Here is a 17,759-nt window from a genome sequence, read left to right as displayed (position 1 = left end):
GTAGCGGCAAGCTACGAGCCAAACGTGGAGAAATAAAGGAGATAATGTAAATTATCATGCGCTTTTACAGCATACTTTTTGTGCCAACGCCGGAAAGCCTGACATCTGGCCTTCCGGCGATTTGCCGTTCTTTACGTTAACTGACTCTCTTCCTTGTTGGAGGAGCGAAAACTGATACTGACCAGTGTGCCGCCGCCGGAGGGTTGCGAAAAATTCAGCGTGCCGCCAAGGCGCTCCGCGCGCTCACGCATTATATTCAGACCATAGTGTCCGGCAGGCTCATGCGGTTCGCCGATACCAATGCCATTATCGCGAATATAAACAGTATGATCGCCGTCAGGCGCGGTGACGCAGCTCACGGCGATTTCGCTCGCGTTGGCGTGTTTAATGGCGTTCAGGACTGCTTCACGCACAATTTGCAATAAATGCACCTGCATTTGCGCATCCAGCGCCAGCGTGGGTAAACGGCAATCCAACGTGAGTTTGGCCGGGGTCTGACTCTGTAAATCTTCCAGCATCTCATGCAATGCGGAGGGTAAATCGGCCTGCTGTAACGTCAGACGGAACGTGGTGAGTAGCTCGCGAAGCTGACGGTAGGCGTCGTTCAGCGCTCTGGAAAAATCCGCCATGATGCTTTGCGCGCCGGCGTTATCTTCTGGAATGGCGCGCTTCAAAAGCGTTAACTGAATACGTAAATAAGAAAGTACCTGCGCCAGCGAATCGTGTAGCTCACGGGCAATCGTCGCGCGCTCTTCCATTAACAAAAGTTGCTGAAAGTGTTTTTGCGCCTGATTAAAGTACAAACCACGCCCCAGCATCGTGGAGACGCTGTTCAGCAGCGGCGTAGAGGCATTAACGTTGGGGCTTTGCCAGTGGAGTTCGCCATAGACCGTGTCCTGCATCGTCACTGGCAGCATTTGCATCGGCAGGTCGGGGCTTTGCGTGCCTTCGCTAATCCGCCAGTTATCGCCCACGGTTAACTCCAGATACCAGGCGGCGTCATGTTCACGGACAATTTGCAAAATATGGCGAAAACAGTGGACGTCGATTTGGCTGGTATTCAGCGCCTGGGAGCACTGGTATAACACCTCCAGGCGGCGGTGCGCTTCGTGCAGATCGTGCGTTTTTTCTTCCACCGAGGCTTCCAGCGAACGATAAAGTTTATGCAGCTCGCTCGACATCTGACTAAACGTTTTCGCCAACAATCCCAGCTCATTGGGTAAGCTGGTATCCAGCGGCAGCGGGGCGAACTGACCATGTTCAATACGCTGACTGGCGGTGACCAGTTGATTCAGCGGGCGAACGACCTGCTGGCGAATACGCCGTAGGGTAAAAAAGACCAGCGTAAATATGCCGATACCGCCCGCCAGCGATATGGCGACGACCAGCATGACTTTACGCTCGGCGTAATGCTGTAACGCCAGAACGAAGAGATCAATTTGATCGACATAATTGTTGATATTGGTCTGATACCAGGCAATGTCGCCGTCCTGTAGGCGGCTATTCATCTCCAGCCAGTTGGCGTGCAGGCGCGCATAGCGAGTTTTCACCGCCTGCGGCACATACCAGGCGTTGAGATTTTGCAGTACCGGCGAGTTGAGCGCGTGCTGGAAAAGTTGACGATGCGCATTAATCTGCGGGCTACGGCTTTGCAGATCGTAACCCAGCCGATAGCTCTGCATTCGTAGCGAACCGGCGATATTGATCGCTTCGGCATCCCGTAAACTGCTGGTCAGCGTCAGTAATGCGCTGCCGGTGGACAGAATAGACAACAGCACAATATAGAAAAAAGCCTTAGCCAGACTGGCTGAGACCGGGCGTTTAACCGTCACGCTGGCACTCCCCGCATTTAGCTGAATCGCAATCGCATTTGCTTTGAAATAAATTGATCTGCCACAGGTTCTGGACAGATAGTTGTGCTTCCTGGGCAGATGAACATTGCCGACCCCGCCTTCGTCAGTTAATAACAATGCTCATATAAAGAATAAGGTTTTTACAACCAAAACAGAAGGATGCCATGAATCGTTTTATTATGGCCAATAGCCAGCAGTGTCTGGGCTGCCATGCCTGCGAGGTCGCCTGCGTAATGGCTCACAATGATGAGCGACATGTCCTGACGTCACAGCGCTATCAGCCCCGAATTACTGTCATCAAACATCAGCACCAGCGCAGCGCGGTCACATGTCACCATTGTGAAGATGCGCCCTGCGCCCGTAGCTGTCCGAACGGCGCGATCGCGCATATTAACGACAGCGTGCAGGTCAATGCGCAGAAGTGCATCGGCTGTAAATCCTGCGTCGTCGCCTGCCCATTCGGCACCATGCAGATGGTATTGACGCCCGTCGCGCCAAACCAGTTCAAAGCCAGCGCGCATAAATGCGATCTGTGTCAGGGACGTGAACAGGGTCCGGCTTGTGTGGAAAATTGCCCGGCGGATGCGCTGCAACTGGTCACCGAAGACTCGTTGACCCGTCTGGCTAAAACGCGACGGCTGCGTACCGCCCGGCAGGAGATTCGCCCCTGGCATACCGTTGATACACAACACCGTGGGACAGCAAGCAGCAAAGTCGAGCGTATGCAGGCGACGCCGCCGCGCGGCGAACCGGATAAACTGGCGATTGAAGCGCGTAAAACCACCTTTGAGGAAATTTATCTGCCGTTTCGCGCCGCGCAGGCGGAGCGTGAGGCGTCCCGCTGCCTCACATGCGGGGAACACAGTATCTGCGAATGGACCTGTCCGCTGCATAACCATATTCCCCAGTGGATCGAACTGGTGAAAGCCGGCGATATTGATGCGGCGGTAGAGCTTTCTCACCAGACCAACTGCCTGCCGGAAATTACCGGGCGCGTCTGTCCGCAGGACCGGCTATGCGAAGGCGCGTGTACACTCCGCGATGAGTATGGCGCGGTTACCATCGGCAACATTGAGCGCTATATCTCCGATCGCGCTCTGAGCAAAGGCTGGCGTCCCGACCTGTCGGACGTACAGAAGAGTGACAAGCGCGTGGCGATTATCGGCGCGGGGCCGGCAGGTCTTGCCTGCGCTGACGTGCTGGCGCGCCATGGCGTAAGCGCCACCGTCTACGATCGCCATCCGGAAATCGGCGGTTTGCTCACCTTTGGTATTCCGGCTTTCAAACTGGATAAATCTCTGCTGGCGCGCCGTCGGGAGATCTTCAGCGCGATGGGGATTCGTTTCGAGCTTAACTGCGAAGTAGGTAAAGATATTTCTCTGGAGACGCTGCTGGAGAGTTATGACGCCGTCTTTGTCGGGGTAGGAACCTACCGTTCCATGAAGGCTGATTTACCGAATGAAGACGCGCCGGGGGTATATGATGCGTTGCCATTCCTCATCGCCAATACCAAACAGGTGATGGGGCTTCCGGCGTTGCCTGACGAGCCGTTTATTGATACTGCGGGTCTTAACGTGGTTGTGCTGGGCGGCGGTGACACCGCAATGGACTGCGTACGTACGGCGCTGCGTCATGGCGCTGCCAACGTCACCTGCGCTTATCGCCGCGATGAGGCCAATATGCCGGGGTCGAAAAAAGAGGTGAAAAACGCGCGGGAAGAGGGCGCGAACTTTGAATTTAACGTTCAGCCGGTTGAGTTGGTGCTGGATACGCACGGGCGCGCCAGCGGTATTCGCTTTTTGCGTACGCGGCTTGGCGAACCGGATGGTCAGGGGCGACGCCGCCCGGTACCTGTACCGGACAGCGAGTTCGTGATGCCGGCGGATGCGGTCATTATGGCGTTTGGTTTTCATCCGCATGGTATGTCGTGGCTGGAATCGCATGGAGTGAAGGTGGATAACTGGGGCCGTATTGCCGCCAGCGTCGAGAGCGAGTTTCGTTACCAGACGTCCAACCCGAAAATTTTCGCTGGCGGCGATGCGGTGCGCGGCGCCGATTTGGTGGTGACGGCGATGGCAGAAGGCCGACATGCTGCGCAGGGGATACTCGACTGGTTAGCTAAATAAGCGTATTTGTAGGCCGGTTAAGGCCTGGAACGGTTAAATGATTGAGTGATAAAAAATCTTAAACTTATTGGCTAACCTTACTCCGTTTGCAGAAATGTTGACGCTCGCAGGGCTGGACGCCCTGCGATAAACATTTTCCCGTCGGGTCGACGTTTAACAGGCCTGATGAGGCCAATCTTAGTATTGAAAATAGAGTGTAAATTGAAGGAAGGGACGCTATCAGAATCCCTTCTTAGAGCCTATCCCATTAGGGCTATTTTACTTGCCATTTTGGTCCTGGGCAGTGCTCGCCAAAACGCGTTAGCGTTTTGAACGCCGCTTGCGGCGGCCCGAAGGGCGAGCGTAGCGAGTCAAACCTCACGTACTACGTGTACGCTCCGGTTTTTGCGCGCTGTCCGTGTCCAAACTGGCTGCGCCAATAACGCCTACAGAGATAGGCTCTTAATTTTTATTTTAAGGAACCATATATCTGGTCAACAATCCAGCCATACGTCGCCGCAGGTAATAATCCACTGACAAAAACATTCGGATTCACTTTAGGATTTGCTACCGGCGAGTGCGGCCTGTTACCTAAAATCACAATCGCCATATGATTAACCGGATCGATAGACGTCAGCGTTCCGGTCCATCCGGTATGTCCATACGTTTGCGGACTGGCTAATACCCCGAACGTTGGGGTCATTGAGGCGTTGCCGTTAACGCGCCACCCCAGACCAAAGGTAGCGTCTTCTGGCGAGCGGCGAGTAAACTGCGCAACCGTTTTGTCGTCGAATAGCTTCACGTTACCGTAGCCGCCCCCATTGAGCATGACTTGCATTAACACAGCCATATCATGGGTATCAGAAAACAGTCCGGCGTGTCCTGAAACGCCGCCCATTGAGTACCAGGCTTTTTCGTCATGCACCTGGCCCCATAGTGTATTGGTGCGAATATTGGGGAAATGAATCACGCCGTCACGCGTGTTGCCGTGTAGTTCCGTTGCGGCGATTTGCGGCGGCGTGAAGCCTTTCATCAGCGGGTTAAAGACGGTATGTTTTAATCCGAGCGGTTTATAAATGGTGGTTTCGACGTAGCGATCTAATGGCATTGCCGTTATCGATTCAATGATAAAACCAAGAATCATATAATCCACGTCGCTGTAGATATGCTTCGACCCAGGTTGATATTCCAGCGGTGTCTTTTTAATCATCTCCAGAGTAGTGCTTTTACTCTGTGAAAATAATTTACCGGCGACGTTTTTATTAGGATATTGTGGGTCGGCAGGAAAGCCCGCGACGTGATGAAGAATATCAATAATGCGGAGTTTATCTTTGCCTTTTATTTTATCCCCAGGCATATCCTTAAAGCCGGGAATGTATTTTGATACCAAATCATTGACATCTATTTTTCCTTCATACACTAGTTTTTGCAATGCGAAGTTAGTGGCATACATTTTTGTGTTTGAAGCCAGATCATACATCGTATTAGTGGTCGCCCGAATGGGATGGGCTAACAGCGTGGAACCGTCATATTTTTTGGCATAGCCCCAGGCTTTTTGTAGAACAATATGATTATCTTTTATCACCAGAAGATTGATGCTGGGATATCCGGCATCAATTTGATTTTGAATCCAGCCATCAAGTCGGTGAAGTTTTTGGCTATCAAACCCCACCTGATCAGGGCTCGCGGTGGTCAATACCGGATACTCAACGGCAAAAGCTGAAAGGGAAAACGTCAGTAGAACCGTCGCAACGAGAGTAAATTTCATGATGATTCCCTCAGTCTCACTCCGGCCGTCAAATCATATCGCGAGCATGGACTCTGCGGCCCGGAGAAGCAGAATATGGTCATGGCAGTGACAGAAAAATATGGCTGTACATCCGTTCAGTCGGCATTAAGGATTAACCCTTCAGCAGACAAAACCGACCTCACGGCGTAATATTAATGCTCTTTTTACACCCTGGAGCCAGCATGTCGCAAACCATTACGCTTATTAAGGATAAAATTCTTTCTGATAATTATTTTACTCTGCGCAACATTACCTATGACCTGACCCGTCGTAATGGCGAGGTTATCCGTCACAAGCGTGAGGTTTACGATCGCGGGAATGGCGCAACCATTCTGCTTTACAACTCAACTAAAAAAACCGTGGTTCTGGTTCGCCAGTTTCGCGTGGCGACATGGGTCAACGGTAATCAAGACGGTATGTTAATTGAAACCTGCGCTGGCCTGCTTGATAACGACGAGCCGGAGGTCTGTATCCGTAAAGAGGCCATTGAAGAGACAGGGTATGACGTTGGCGAGGTACGCAAGATATTTGAGCTTTATATGTCGCCAGGCGGCGTCACGGAGCTGATTCATTTCTTCATTGCCGAATATCATGATAGCGAGCGCGCCAGCATCGGCGGCGGCGTGGAGGACGAAGAGATTGAGGTGCTTGAACTGCCGTTTTCCCGGGCGCTGGAAATGGTGCGCTCAGGTGAGATTCGGGACGGTAAGACCGTGTTATTGCTTAACTATTTACAGACGTCTCATCTAATGGACTGAAAAAAAAGAAATATATTTCTTTACACAAAAAAGACCAATCCGATAAATCTGATTGAGAACCCTGAGGCGCGCAAGGAAGATACCGCCTTAGCTGTGTTGTTCTGAATCTGGGGTTGTTCCGTTCATGCGCTACCGCGTTATTCTTTTTTGTCTGTTTGGCCTGTTGCCGGTCCAGCTACTGTGGGCTGCGCCAGCGCAACGGACTTTTTCCGACTGGCAGGTCACCTGCAATAACCAAAATTTTTGCGTAGCGCGCAATACTGGCGAACATCATGGGCTGGTGATGACATTAAGCCGCAGCGCCGGGGCGCGTACCGATGCGGTACTGCGTATCGACCGCGGCGGTTTGGCGCCGCCCGACGCTAAAGAAGCCGCAATTGCGCCTCGCTTATTGCTGGATGGCAAACCGCTTTCGTTCAACAGTCCACACTGGCGCGTGTCGCCCTGGCATCTCATGACCGGCGATCCTGCCACCATCACCGCATTTTTACAGACGATTCAGGATGCGCAGGCCATCACCTTAAAAAACGGCGTTCAGACGCTTTCGCTGGCGGGATTAAAAGCGGCATTACTGTTTATCGACGCGCAACAAAAACGTGTGGGCAGCGAAACCGCCTGGATTGAAAAAGGAAACGAACCGCCGCTCAGCGTGCCCCCGGCACCGGCATTGAAGGGGATCGCCGTGATTAATCCAACGCCCGTACCGCTGAGTGAGGAAGAACGCGACGATCTGCTGGACTACGCAGCATGGCGGGTAAACGGCATTCGTTGTTCGCTTGACCCGCTGCGTCGCGAGACGCAGGTTAGCGCGTTGACGGATGATAAAGCGTTATTGATTGTTAACTGCGAAGCCGGCGCCTATAACACTATTGATCTCGCCTGGGTAGTTTCACGCAAAAAAACGCTCGTCTCGCGCGCCGTACGTTTGCGGCTGCCGTTTAATCGCGGCGTCGAAAGTAATGACATGGAGTTGATGAACGCCTTCTTTGACGAGAAAACGCGCGAGCTGGTGACGTTGGCGAAAGGGCGGGGGTTAACCGACTGCGGTATCCAGACGCGCTGGCGTTATGATGGCGATCGTTTTCGTCTGGTACGTTATGCCGAAGAACCGAGCTGCGATAACTGGCACGGGCCGGATGCCTGGCCTACGCTGTGGATCACGCGTTGAATCCTGGTTGTTATCCCCTTTTCAGAATAGGGATACACCTATTGAGGTTTCATTTATGGTATAGAGATTGCTACGTTACGGTAGGATTGTTACTTTACCCGATAGCCTCACCACAGCAGGAAATAGTATGAAAATAAATAATGGCCCCGTATTATGCCCCCATTGTGGCTGCCTGAGCGCTTATTATGAAATAGATCGGCTGGCGGCGATAAGAGAAAAAGTGAATAAAGAAGGCGGATCAGCGGCGTGGGATTCAACATTACAGGCGCATAAAAAAAAGGCCTTTTGCCTGATGTGCCATAAATCCATTGATGAGGTCGTCATCGGGCAGTCAGATGCGCCTGAGTCTACGAAGTAATTTTGCACAGCCTACAGAACAGGTCTGCAGACTGTGCAAAGTCTGTGTTGCTAACGCTCGCCTTAGCCTTTGATGTTCAGCACCCGGCGGGCTTTTTCTACAATATTTTCCACGGTAAAGCCAAAATACGGGAACAGTTTGTCAGCCGGGGCGGATTCACCGTATCCCGTCATGCCGATAATTGCGCCTTTTAGGCCAACATATTTATACCAGTAGTCGGCTATACCGGCTTCCACCGCGACGCGGGCGGCCACGTGCGCCGGTAGCACTGATTCGCGATATGCCTCGTCCTGCGCATCGAAAATATCCGTTGAAGGCAACGACACCACGCGAACGTTATGCCCCTCGCCAGTCAATTTTTCCGCCGCATGGAGGGTAATTTCCATTTCCGATCCGGTAGCGATCAGAATGATATCCGGCTTGCCGCCGCTATCTTTCAGAATATAACCGCCGCGGGCAATCGCTTTCACCTGTTCCGGCGTGCGTTCCACCTGCGCCAGATTCTGCCGCGAGAGAATCAACGCCGTCGGCCCGTGCTGACGTTCAATGGCCAGCTTCCAGCCGACCGCCGCCTCAACCTGATCGCAGGGACGCCAGGTGCTGAAGTTAGGCGTTAAGCGCAGGCTCGCCAGTTGTTCCACGGCCTGGTGCGTCGGGCCATCTTCGCCCAAACCGATGGAGTCGTGGGTATAGACCATAATCTGCCGGGCTTTCATTAAGGCCGCCATACGCGCCGCGTTACGCGCATATTCGACAAACATCAGAAACGTGGCGGTATACGGTACAAAGCCGCCGTGGTGGGCGATGCCGTTGGCAATGGCGGTCATGCCGAATTCGCGCACGCCATAGTGGATGTAATTACCTGCCGGATCCTCTTTCAACGAGGTCGAACCTTTCCAGATAGTCAGGTTGCTCGGCGCCAGATCCGCCGATCCGCCTAACAGTTCCGGCAACAGGGGACCATAGGCATTGAGCGTATTTTGCGATGCTTTACGGGTGGCGATTTTGGCCGGATTAGCCTGCAAGTCGTTAATAAATTTTTGCGTGGCGGACTCCCATGTCTCCGGCAGTCCGCCGCTCATCCGGCGGGTAAACTCCGCGGCCAGCTCAGGATCAGCCTTCTCATAAGCAGCAAACTTTTCCTGCCACTGCTGCTGCGCTTTCTCGCCTTTTTCACGGCCATCCCACGCGCGGTAAATCTCTTTTGGGATCTCAAACGCCGGATGATGCCATCCCAGCTTCTGGCGGGTCAGCGCCACCTCTTCTTCGCCCAGCGCCGCGCCGTGCGACTCCTCTTTCCCGGCTTTATTCGGCGAGCCAAAACCTATCACCGTCCGACAGATAATTAGCGAAGGTTTATCTTTTACGCTCTGAGCTTCGAGAATGGCTTTTTTCACCGCCTCCGGATCGTGCCCGTCAATGTCATGCACGACATGCCAGTGGTAGGCTTCAAAACGTTTGGCGGTATCGTCGGTAAACCAGCCTTCGGTTTCGCCATCAATGGAGATGCCGTTATGATCGTAAAAGCCGATCAGTTTGCCCAGTCCCAGCGTACCAGCCAGCGAACACACCTCATGCGAGATCCCCTCCATCAGACAGCCGTCGCCCATAAAGACATAGGTGTAGTGGTCGACAATCTCATGGTCCGGCCGGTTGAACTGTGCGCCTAACGTACGCTCGGCAATCGCCAGCCCGACGGCATTCGCCAGCCCCTGGCCCAGCGGCCCGGTGGTGGTTTCAACGCCGGGCGTATAGCCAATCTCCGGGTGGCCTGGCGTTTTAGAGTGCAGTTGACGGAAGTTTTTTAACTCCTCCAGCGGCAGGTCATAACCGGTTAAATGCAGCAGACTATAGAGCAGCATGGAGGCGTGACCGTTGGAAAGGATAAAACGATCACGGTCATACCAGGTCGGATCGGTGGGGTTATGTTTAAGAAAATCGTTCCATAGCACTTCAGCGATATCCGCCATCCCCATCGGCGCGCCGGGGTGCCCGGAATTGGCTTTTTGAACGGCATCCATGCTCAGCGCACGAATCGCATTGGCAAGGTCTTTACGGGACATAAATCACTCCATGCAAGGTTTATAGTTTGGCGGCAAGCAGGTCTTCCAGTTTGCGCTGGTCAACGGCAAAAAGACGGATACCTTCCGACAGCTTCTCTACGGCCATCGCGTCCTGATTATGTTCCCAGCGGAACTCCGCTTCCGTCATTGGCGTAGGACGGTGGAACATCTGCGAGGAAGGCACCAGTTTACGGATCACCGGTTCTTCTTTTTCTTTCAGCTCTTTAAGCAGGTTAGGGGAGATAGTCAGTCGATCGCAGCCGGTTAGCGCGAGGATTTGCTCAGTACGGCGGAAACTTGCGCCCATCACGATGGTTTCATAGCGATGCTGTTTAAAGTAATCGTAGATATTGCGTACCGATTTCACGCCGGGATCTTCCTCCACGACATACGGCTCCAGCGGACTACGCGCCTGATACCAGTCGTAAATTCGGCCCACGAACGGAGAGATCAAATAGACGCCCGCTTCGGCGCAGGCGCGCGCCTGGGCAAAAGAGAACAACAACGTCAGGTTGCAATTAATGCCTTCTTTTTCGAGCTGCCCGGCGGCGCGGATACCTTCCCAGGTTGCGGCGAGCTTGATCAGAATGCGCGATTTATCAATATCCTGCTGCTGGTAGAGATCCACCAGATGGCGCGCTTTCTCGATACTTTTTTCTTTATCGAATGATAACCGCGCGTCGACTTCAGTGGAGACGCGACCGGGAATACTTTTCAGTATTTCCGCGCCAAAATTGACCGCCAGTTTATCGCTGGCTGCCGCAACCTGCTGTTCCTGCGTACCGCCGTGTTTTTTCCCCCAGGCAATCGCATCCTCAATCAAATGACCATACTGCTCAAGTCCGGCGGCTTTCAGCAGTAAAGAGGGATTTGTCGTGGCATCCTGCGGCTGGTAGTGGCGGATGGACTCGATGTCGCCGCTATCGGCGACGACGGTAGTGAATTGTTTGATGCCGTCTAGCTGGTTCATAGGAAATACTCCTTGAAAAGTAAAGTGTTAGATGAGTGTGTTGATTCACACTTCTGAAAGATTGATACACTACATAACCAAAAAGCATAGCAGACAGGCATGGTATTGCTGGTATAAGCAGGTAACATGACTGTTATAAGTTGATAACAAACTCTTGCGCCGCGTCGTGATAGTTTGCAGACCTTCAAAGTTTGTGTTGCGCAGTACGGTGATAATGTGCGGCGCACCAGGCCGCGTCACTTTTTGAACGATACGTGAAAGGAACAACAAAATGGATGAGCAGTTAAAACAAAGCGCCCTTGATTTCCACGAATTTCCGGTACCCGGTAAAATTCAGGTTTCTCCGACTAAGCCCCTTGCCACCCAACGCGATCTGGCGTTGGCTTACTCGCCAGGCGTGGCGGCGCCCTGCCTGGAAATCGAAAAAGATCCGCTGGCAGCCTACAAATACACCGCGCGCGGCAACCTTGTCGCGGTCATTTCCAACGGTACAGCGGTGCTGGGGTTAGGCAACATTGGCGCGCTGGCCGGCAAGCCGGTCATGGAAGGTAAAGGCGTTCTGTTTAAAAAATTCGCCGGCATTGATGTGTTTGACATTGAAGTCGATGAGCTTGACCCGGACAAATTTATCAATGTGGTCGCAGCGCTGGAGCCGACCTTTGGCGGCATTAACCTCGAAGACATTAAAGCGCCGGAATGTTTCTATATTGAGCAGAAACTGCGCGAGCGCATGAACATCCCGGTTTTCCATGACGATCAGCACGGAACGGCGATCATCAGTACGGCCGCCATTCTTAATGGCCTGCGAGTCGTAGAGAAAAATATTTCCGACGTGCGAATGGTCGTCTCCGGCGCAGGGGCGGCGGCAATCGCTTGTATGAACCTGCTGGTCGCGTTGGGGATGCAAAAGCACAACATCGTGGTGTGCGACTCTAAGGGCGTTATTTACAAAGGCCGTGAGCCGAATATGGCGGAGACCAAAGCGGCCTATGCGGTAGACGACAGCGGCAAGCGCACGCTGGATGAGGTCATTGACGGCGCGGATATTTTCCTCGGCTGTTCAGGCCCGAAAGTGCTGACTCAGGAGATGGTGAAGAAAATGGCCCGCGCGCCAATGATTCTGGCGCTGGCCAACCCGGAACCGGAAATTCTGCCGCCGCTGGCGAAAGAAGTGCGTCCGGACGCCATCATCTGTACCGGTCGTTCCGACTATCCGAACCAGGTGAACAACGTATTGTGCTTCCCGTTTATCTTCCGCGGCGCACTGGACGTCGGCGCGACGGCGATCAACGAAGAGATGAAACTGGCGGCGGTCCGTGCGATTGCCGAGCTGGCGCACGCCGAACAGAGCGAAGTGGTGGCCTCGGCCTATGGCGATCAGGACCTGAGCTTTGGGCCGGAATACATTATTCCGAAACCGTTTGACCCGCGTCTGATTGTCAAAATCGCTCCGGCGGTCGCGAAAGCGGCAATGGATTCCGGCGTGGCGACGCGCCCGATTGCTGACTTTGATGCCTATATCGATAAACTGACCGAGTTTGTCTACAAAACCAACCTGTTCATGAAGCCGATCTTCTCGCAGGCACGCAAAGATCCGAAGCGCGTAGTGCTGCCGGAAGGGGAAGAGGCGCGCGTGCTGCACGCAACCCAGGAGTTGATAACCCTGGGGCTGGCGAAGCCCATCCTGATCGGACGTCCGAGCGTGATCGAAATGCGTATCCAGAAACTGGGGCTACAGATCAAAGCGGGCGTTGATTTCGAGATCGTGAATAATGAATCCGATCCGCGCTTCAAAGAGTACTGGAGCGAGTATTACCAGATCATGAAGCGTCGCGGGGTAACTCAGGAACAGGCGCAGCGTGCGATGATCGGCAACCATACGGCCATTGGCGCGATCATGGTGCAGCGTGGGGAAGCGGATGCGATGATCTGCGGCACCATCGGCGACTACCATGAGCATTTCAGCGTCGTGAAAGCCGTCTTTGGCTACCGTGACGGCGTGCATACGGCAGGGGCGATGAACGCCTTACTGCTGCCAAGCGGCAACACTTTTATCGCCGATACTTATGTTAACGAAGATCCCACGCCGGAACAGTTGGCGGAGATCGCCGTAATGGCGGCGGAAACCGTTCGCCGCTTTGGTATTGAGCCGAAAGTCGCGCTGTTGTCGCACTCTAACTTTGGTTCCTCAAATTCGCTGTCCGCCAGCAAAATGCGCGAAACCCTTGAGCGGGTACGCGAACGAGCGCCCGATCTGATGATTGACGGTGAGATGCACGGTGATGCGGCGTTGGTGGAAAGTATTCGTAATGACCGGATGCCGGATAGCCCGCTGAAGGGAGCCGCCAATATTCTGGTGATGCCGAATATGGAAGCCGCTCGCATTAGTTACAACTTACTCCGCGTCTCCAGTTCCGAAGGCGTCACGGTCGGCCCGGTCCTGATGGGCGTGTCTAAACCGGTACATGTATTAACGCCGATCGCCTCTGTACGCCGTATCGTGAATATGGTGGCGTTAGCGGTAGTTGAAGCGCAAACCACGCCGCTTTAATAACGCATTACTCTCTCTTCTGGCGCAGGTTCTCCTGCGCTTTTTTTATGCGCCGCTGGGCTTCGCCATGGCATGAAAGGCTCAGGTGGGGATATTCTGGAACCTGTTGCGTTACCCCTACTTATTTCACTGAATCTGTACGATGCACAAATCGAGTGATACGCATTATTTTTATCGATGGTAATAATACAAAGAATAGCCGGTGGGTATTTATTTCGGAACAGGCTTAAATTCAGAATGACGCCTGAAAATGTGATGCACCACGATATTTATCGTTAACACCTTCGGCAGAAGTCCCTTTTATTTTCTTTCTCTTAGTGATCTACCTCACCTTTTACATCACCTTGCCGAATTTTGTTATTTACTCCGACAAAAAATTGCCACGATGACGGCAGTTTCAGTGGAGACGGTGAGCAATGAATAAAGAACGCATTATTCAGGAATTTGTGCCGGGCAAACAGGTCACGCTGGCGCATCTCATTGCGCACCCTGGTGAAGAACTGGCGAAAAAGATCGGCGTTCCCGATGCTGGCGCGATTGGCATTATGACTTTAACGCCGGGGGAAACGGCTATGATCGCTGGCGATTTAGCGATGAAGGCTGCGGATGTACACATCGGTTTTCTCGACAGATTTAGCGGCGCGCTGGTGATTTATGGCACCGTCGGCGCAGTAGAAGAAGCGCTATTACAGACGGTCAGCGGACTGGGGCGATTATTAAACTTTACCCTGTGTGAGTTAACAAAAAGTTAATTGGTGGCGGTAATGAAACGTATTGCTTTTGTCGGCGCGGTCGGTGCCGGAAAGACAACGCTTTTTAACGCGTTACGGGGAAATTACTCCCTCGCCAGAAAAACGCAGGCCGTGGAATTTAATGATCATGGCGATATCGATACGCCGGGTGAATATTTTAGCCATCCCCGTTGGTATCACGCCTTAATTACCACGTTGCAGGATGTGGACACGCTGATTTATGTCCACGCGGCAAACGATAAAGAAAGTCGCTTACCTGCCGGGTTATTGGATGTTGGAACCCGTAAACGACATATCGCCGTTATCAGCAAAACGGACATGCCGGATGCCGACGTCGCCGCTACGCGGCAGTTGCTTTGCGAGATTGGATTCCGGGAGCCGATTTTCGAGCTCAACGGCCACGACCCGCAAAGCGTGCGGCAGTTGGTGGATTATCTGGCGGCTCTCAGTGAACAGGAGGAAGAGGCAGGTGAAAAAACTTATCACAGCTAACGATATTCGTGCGGCCCACGCCCGCGGCGAACAGGCGATGTCGGTAGTGCTGCGCGCCAGCATTATTACCCCGGAGGCTCGCGAAGTGGCGGAACTACTGGGCTTCACGATTACCGAATGCGACGAGTCCGTTCCGGCATCCACATCGGCGCAGGCGTGTAAAAGCGAAAGCCAGCGCATTCGGGAAGCCATCATCGCGCAGCTCCCGGAAGGGCAGTTTACTGAAAGCCTGGTGGCGCAGTTGATGGAAAAAGTGCTGAAGGAAAAGCAGTCGCTGGAACTGGGGACGATGCAGCCGAGCTTTACCTCCGTCACGGGTAAAGGCGGCGTGAAAGTCATTGACGGCAGCAGCGTGAAATTTGGCCGCTTCGACGGCGCCGAACCGCACTGCGTCGGCTTAACCGATCTGGTTACAGAGCAGGATGGTAGCAGCATGGCCGCCGGGTTTATGCAGTGGGACAACGCCTTTTTCCCGTGGACGCTGAACTACGACGAAATCGACATGGTGCTGGAAGGCGAACTGCATGTACGCCATGAAGGCGAAACCATGATTGCCAAAGCCGGAGATGTCATGTTCATCCCGAAAGGCTCCAGCATTGAATTTGGCACGCCAACGTCCGTGCGCTTCCTGTACGTCGCCTGGCCTGCGAACTGGCAATCCGTATGAACGATTTCATCACCGAAACGTGGCTCAGAGCGAATCATACGCTCAGCGAAGGATCGGAAATCCATCTGCCCGCTGATGCCCGCCTGACGCCCTCGGCCCGGGAACTGCTGGAAAGTCGTCGCCTGCGCATTAAGTTTCTGGATCCGCAAGGTCGGCTGTTTGTCGATGATGACGAACAGCAGCCGCAGCCGGTACATGGCTTAACCAGTAGCGATACGCACCCACAGGCCTGCTGTGAACTGTGCCGCCAGCCGGTGGTGAAAAAGCCCGATACGCTGACCCATCTGACGGCGGACAAAATGGTCGCCAAAAGCGACCCGCGCCTCGGCTTTCGCGCCGCGCTCGACAGCGCCATCGCGCTGACCGTGTGGCTACAAATCGAACTGGCGGAACCCTGGCAGCCGTGGCTTTTCGATATCCGCTCGCGGCTGGGCAACATTATGCGCGCCGACGCTATAGATGAACCGCTGGCGGCGCAGTCTATCGTCGGGCTGAACGAGGATGAGCTGCATCGGCTTTCCCACCAGCCGCTGCGCTATCTCGACCACGATCACCTGGTGCCGGAGGCCAGCCACGGTCGCGATGCGGCGCTGCTTAATCTCCTGCGAACCAAAGTCCGCGAAACGGAAACCCTCGCTGCACAAGTGTTTATTACCCGTAGTTTTGAGGTCTTGCGCCCGGACATTTTACAGGCGCTGAACCGTCTCTCCAGCACGGTTTACGTGATGATGATTTTGAGCGTGGCGAAACATCCGCTGACGGTCGCCCAAATTCAACAACGGTTGGGAGAGAAGCCATGATCATTGAACGCGCCCGCGAACTGGCGGTACGCGCCCCCGCCAGAGTCGTCTTTCCCGATGCGCTGGACGAACGCGTGCTGAAAGCGGCGCATTACCTGCAACAGTGCGGTCTGGCTCGCCCCGTTCTGGTCGCCAGTCCGTTTGCGCTGCGTCAGTTTGCCCTGAGTCATCGTATGGCGATGGATGGCATTCAGGTCATCGACCCACACAGCAACCTGAGTATGCGCCAGCGTTTTGCGCAACGCTGGCTCGCCCGTGCCGGAGAAAAAACGCCGCCGGACGCAGTGGAAAAGCTTAGCGACCCGCTAATGTTCGCTGCCGCCATGGTGAGCGCCGGTGAGGCTGATGTGTGTATCGCAGGCAACCTGTCGTCAACGGCGAATGTGCTGCGCGCAGGGCTGCGGGTGATTGGCCTGCAACCCGGGTGCAAAACATTGTCGTCTATTTTCCTGATGCTGCCGCAGTATGCCGGCACGGCATTAGGGTTCGCCGATTGCAGCGTAGTGCCGCAGCCGACGGCGGCGCAGCTGGCGGATATCGCTATCGCCAGCGCCGACACCTGGCGGGCCATTACCGGCGAAGAGCCGCGCGTGGCGATGCTGTCATTTTCAAGCAAAGGCAGCGCCCGTCACCCCAATGTTGCCAACGTGCAGCAGGCGACAGAGCTCGTTCGCGAACGTGCGCCGCAACTGCTTGTGGACGGTGAATTGCAGTTTGACGCCGCTTTCGTACCGGAGGTCGCCGCGCAAAAAGCGCCTGACAGCCCGCTGCAAGGCCGCGCCAACGTGATGATTTTCCCGTCGCTGGAGGCGGGCAATATTGGCTACAAAATCGCTCAGCGTCTGGGAGGCTATCGCGCGGTTGGGCCGCTAATTCAGGGGCTTGCCGCGCCGCTTCACGACCTCTCCCGAGGCTGTAGCGTGCAGGAAATTATCGAACTGGCGTTGGTGGCAGCCGTGCCGCGCCAGGCTGACGTGAGCCGCGAACGCAGCTTACACACACTGGTTGAATGAACGGTCCCGTTCTGGACCCCTTTAATGAGAGGAAAACACGATGGAAGCATTAGGAATGATTGAAACCCGGGGCCTGGTTGCGCTGATTGAGGCCTCAGATGCGATGGTAAAAGCCGCACGCGTGAAGCTGGTCGGCGTGAAGCAGATTGGCGGTGGCCTGTGTACGGCCATGGTGCGTGGCGACGTGGCGGCGTGCAAAGCCGCAACCGATGCTGGCGCCGCTGCGGCGCAGCGCATTGGCGAGCTGGTCTCCGTACACGTGATTCCACGCCCGCACGGCGATCTGGAAGAAGTGTTCCCGATCAGCTTCAAAGGCGACAGCAACATTTGATGGTAGGCCGGATAAGACGCGCAGCGTCGCCATCCGGCATGAATGCGCGCCATTGCCTGATGGTGCGCAGATTCAAGGCCTACGACCCA

The 17,759-nt window shown here is 54.3% G+C and carries 15 protein-coding genes; 11 read left to right on the top strand and 4 right to left on the bottom strand.

Annotated elements, in window-relative coordinates:
- Nucleotides 1-131 precede the first annotated feature (131 nt).
- The gene (gene narQ, locus ACLJQJ_RS17490) at nucleotides 132-1,832 is read right to left on the bottom strand and encodes a nitrate/nitrite two-component system sensor histidine kinase NarQ (RefSeq protein WP_000216814.1); all 1,701 of its coding nucleotides are present in this window, start codon (nucleotides 1,830-1,832) and stop codon (nucleotides 132-134) included.
- A 185-nt stretch (nucleotides 1,833-2,017) separates the two neighbouring features.
- Between narQ and aegA the strand changes: the two genes are divergently transcribed.
- Nucleotides 2,018-3,979, top strand: coding sequence for a formate-dependent uric acid utilization protein AegA (gene aegA / locus ACLJQJ_RS17485; protein WP_063809300.1), 1,962 nt, complete (start codon nucleotides 2,018-2,020; stop codon nucleotides 3,977-3,979).
- Between the two features lie 448 nt (nucleotides 3,980-4,427).
- On the opposite strand, the gene pbp4b is transcribed toward aegA, so the two are convergent.
- Nucleotides 4,428-5,726: a penicillin binding protein PBP4B gene (gene pbp4b / locus ACLJQJ_RS17480; protein WP_000673293.1), complete on the bottom strand. Its 1,299-nt coding sequence runs from the start codon at nucleotides 5,724-5,726 to the stop codon at nucleotides 4,428-4,430.
- A gap of 203 nt (nucleotides 5,727-5,929) precedes the next feature.
- On the opposite strand from pbp4b, the gene nudK reads away from it, so the two are divergent.
- From nudK to ACLJQJ_RS17465, 3 genes are all read left to right on the top strand, one after another.
- Nucleotides 5,930-6,505, top strand: a complete 576-nt coding sequence (gene nudK, locus ACLJQJ_RS17475) for a GDP-mannose pyrophosphatase NudK (protein WP_000084037.1) — start codon at nucleotides 5,930-5,932, stop codon at nucleotides 6,503-6,505.
- 124 nt (nucleotides 6,506-6,629) lie between these two features.
- On the top strand, nucleotides 6,630-7,673 hold the full coding sequence (locus ACLJQJ_RS17470; RefSeq protein ID WP_001270670.1) for a DUF1176 domain-containing protein: 1,044 nt from the start codon (nucleotides 6,630-6,632) through the stop codon (nucleotides 7,671-7,673).
- Nucleotides 7,674-7,800: 127 nt separating this feature from the next.
- On the top strand, nucleotides 7,801-8,031 hold the full coding sequence (locus ACLJQJ_RS17465) for a hypothetical protein (protein WP_000700635.1): 231 nt from the start codon (nucleotides 7,801-7,803) through the stop codon (nucleotides 8,029-8,031).
- A gap of 62 nt (nucleotides 8,032-8,093) precedes the next feature.
- Here the strand turns inward: ACLJQJ_RS17465 and tkt are convergent, their stop codons facing one another.
- Both tkt and tal read right to left on the bottom strand, forming a co-directional pair.
- Nucleotides 8,094-10,094 carry a transketolase gene (gene tkt, locus ACLJQJ_RS17460; protein WP_063809654.1) on the bottom strand — a complete coding sequence of 667 codons (2,001 nt, stop codon included), beginning with the start codon at nucleotides 10,092-10,094 and terminating at the stop codon, nucleotides 8,094-8,096.
- A 19-nt stretch (nucleotides 10,095-10,113) separates the two neighbouring features.
- On the bottom strand, nucleotides 10,114-11,064 hold the full coding sequence (gene tal / locus ACLJQJ_RS17455) for a transaldolase (RefSeq protein ID WP_023195315.1): 951 nt from the start codon (nucleotides 11,062-11,064) through the stop codon (nucleotides 10,114-10,116).
- Between the two features lie 271 nt (nucleotides 11,065-11,335).
- On the opposite strand from tal, the gene maeB reads away from it, so the two are divergent.
- From maeB to eutM, 7 genes are all read left to right on the top strand, one after another.
- A complete protein-coding gene (gene maeB, locus ACLJQJ_RS17450) occupies nucleotides 11,336-13,615 on the top strand; it encodes an NADP-dependent oxaloacetate-decarboxylating malate dehydrogenase (protein WP_000344299.1) in 2,280 nt (759 codons plus the stop codon).
- A gap of 416 nt (nucleotides 13,616-14,031) precedes the next feature.
- A complete protein-coding gene (gene eutS, locus ACLJQJ_RS17445; RefSeq protein WP_001031445.1) occupies nucleotides 14,032-14,367 on the top strand; it encodes an ethanolamine utilization microcompartment protein EutS in 336 nt (111 codons plus the stop codon).
- A gap of 12 nt (nucleotides 14,368-14,379) precedes the next feature.
- Nucleotides 14,380-14,859 (top strand): ethanolamine utilization acetate kinase EutP, encoded by a 480-nt coding sequence (eutP, locus tag ACLJQJ_RS17440; protein ID WP_000820751.1) that lies wholly within the window; start codon nucleotides 14,380-14,382, stop codon nucleotides 14,857-14,859.
- Nucleotides 14,837-15,526 carry an ethanolamine utilization acetate kinase EutQ gene (eutQ, locus tag ACLJQJ_RS17435; RefSeq protein WP_000733867.1) on the top strand — a complete coding sequence of 230 codons (690 nt, stop codon included), beginning with the start codon at nucleotides 14,837-14,839 and terminating at the stop codon, nucleotides 15,524-15,526. Before eutP ends, eutQ begins: the two co-directional genes overlap by 23 nt.
- The gene (gene eutT, locus ACLJQJ_RS17430; protein WP_000997656.1) at nucleotides 15,523-16,326 is read left to right on the top strand and encodes an ethanolamine utilization cob(I)yrinic acid a,c-diamide adenosyltransferase EutT; all 804 of its coding nucleotides are present in this window, start codon (nucleotides 15,523-15,525) and stop codon (nucleotides 16,324-16,326) included. The genes eutQ and eutT overlap by 4 nt, the downstream gene beginning before the upstream one ends.
- Nucleotides 16,323-17,339 carry a phosphate acetyltransferase gene (gene pta, locus ACLJQJ_RS17425; protein WP_063809653.1) on the top strand — a complete coding sequence of 339 codons (1,017 nt, stop codon included), beginning with the start codon at nucleotides 16,323-16,325 and terminating at the stop codon, nucleotides 17,337-17,339. The genes eutT and pta overlap by 4 nt, the downstream gene beginning before the upstream one ends.
- Nucleotides 17,340-17,379: 40 nt before the next feature.
- Nucleotides 17,380-17,670, top strand: coding sequence for an ethanolamine utilization microcompartment protein EutM (eutM, locus tag ACLJQJ_RS17420; RefSeq protein WP_000387716.1), 291 nt, complete (start codon nucleotides 17,380-17,382; stop codon nucleotides 17,668-17,670).
- Nucleotides 17,671-17,759: the final 89 nt, after the last annotated feature.

Source organism: Salmonella sp. SAL04202, assembly GCF_046550775.1.
Classification (GTDB): Bacteria; Pseudomonadota; Gammaproteobacteria; order Enterobacterales; family Enterobacteriaceae; genus Salmonella; species Salmonella enterica.
This window is presented reverse-complemented; position numbering and strand designations above follow the sequence as displayed.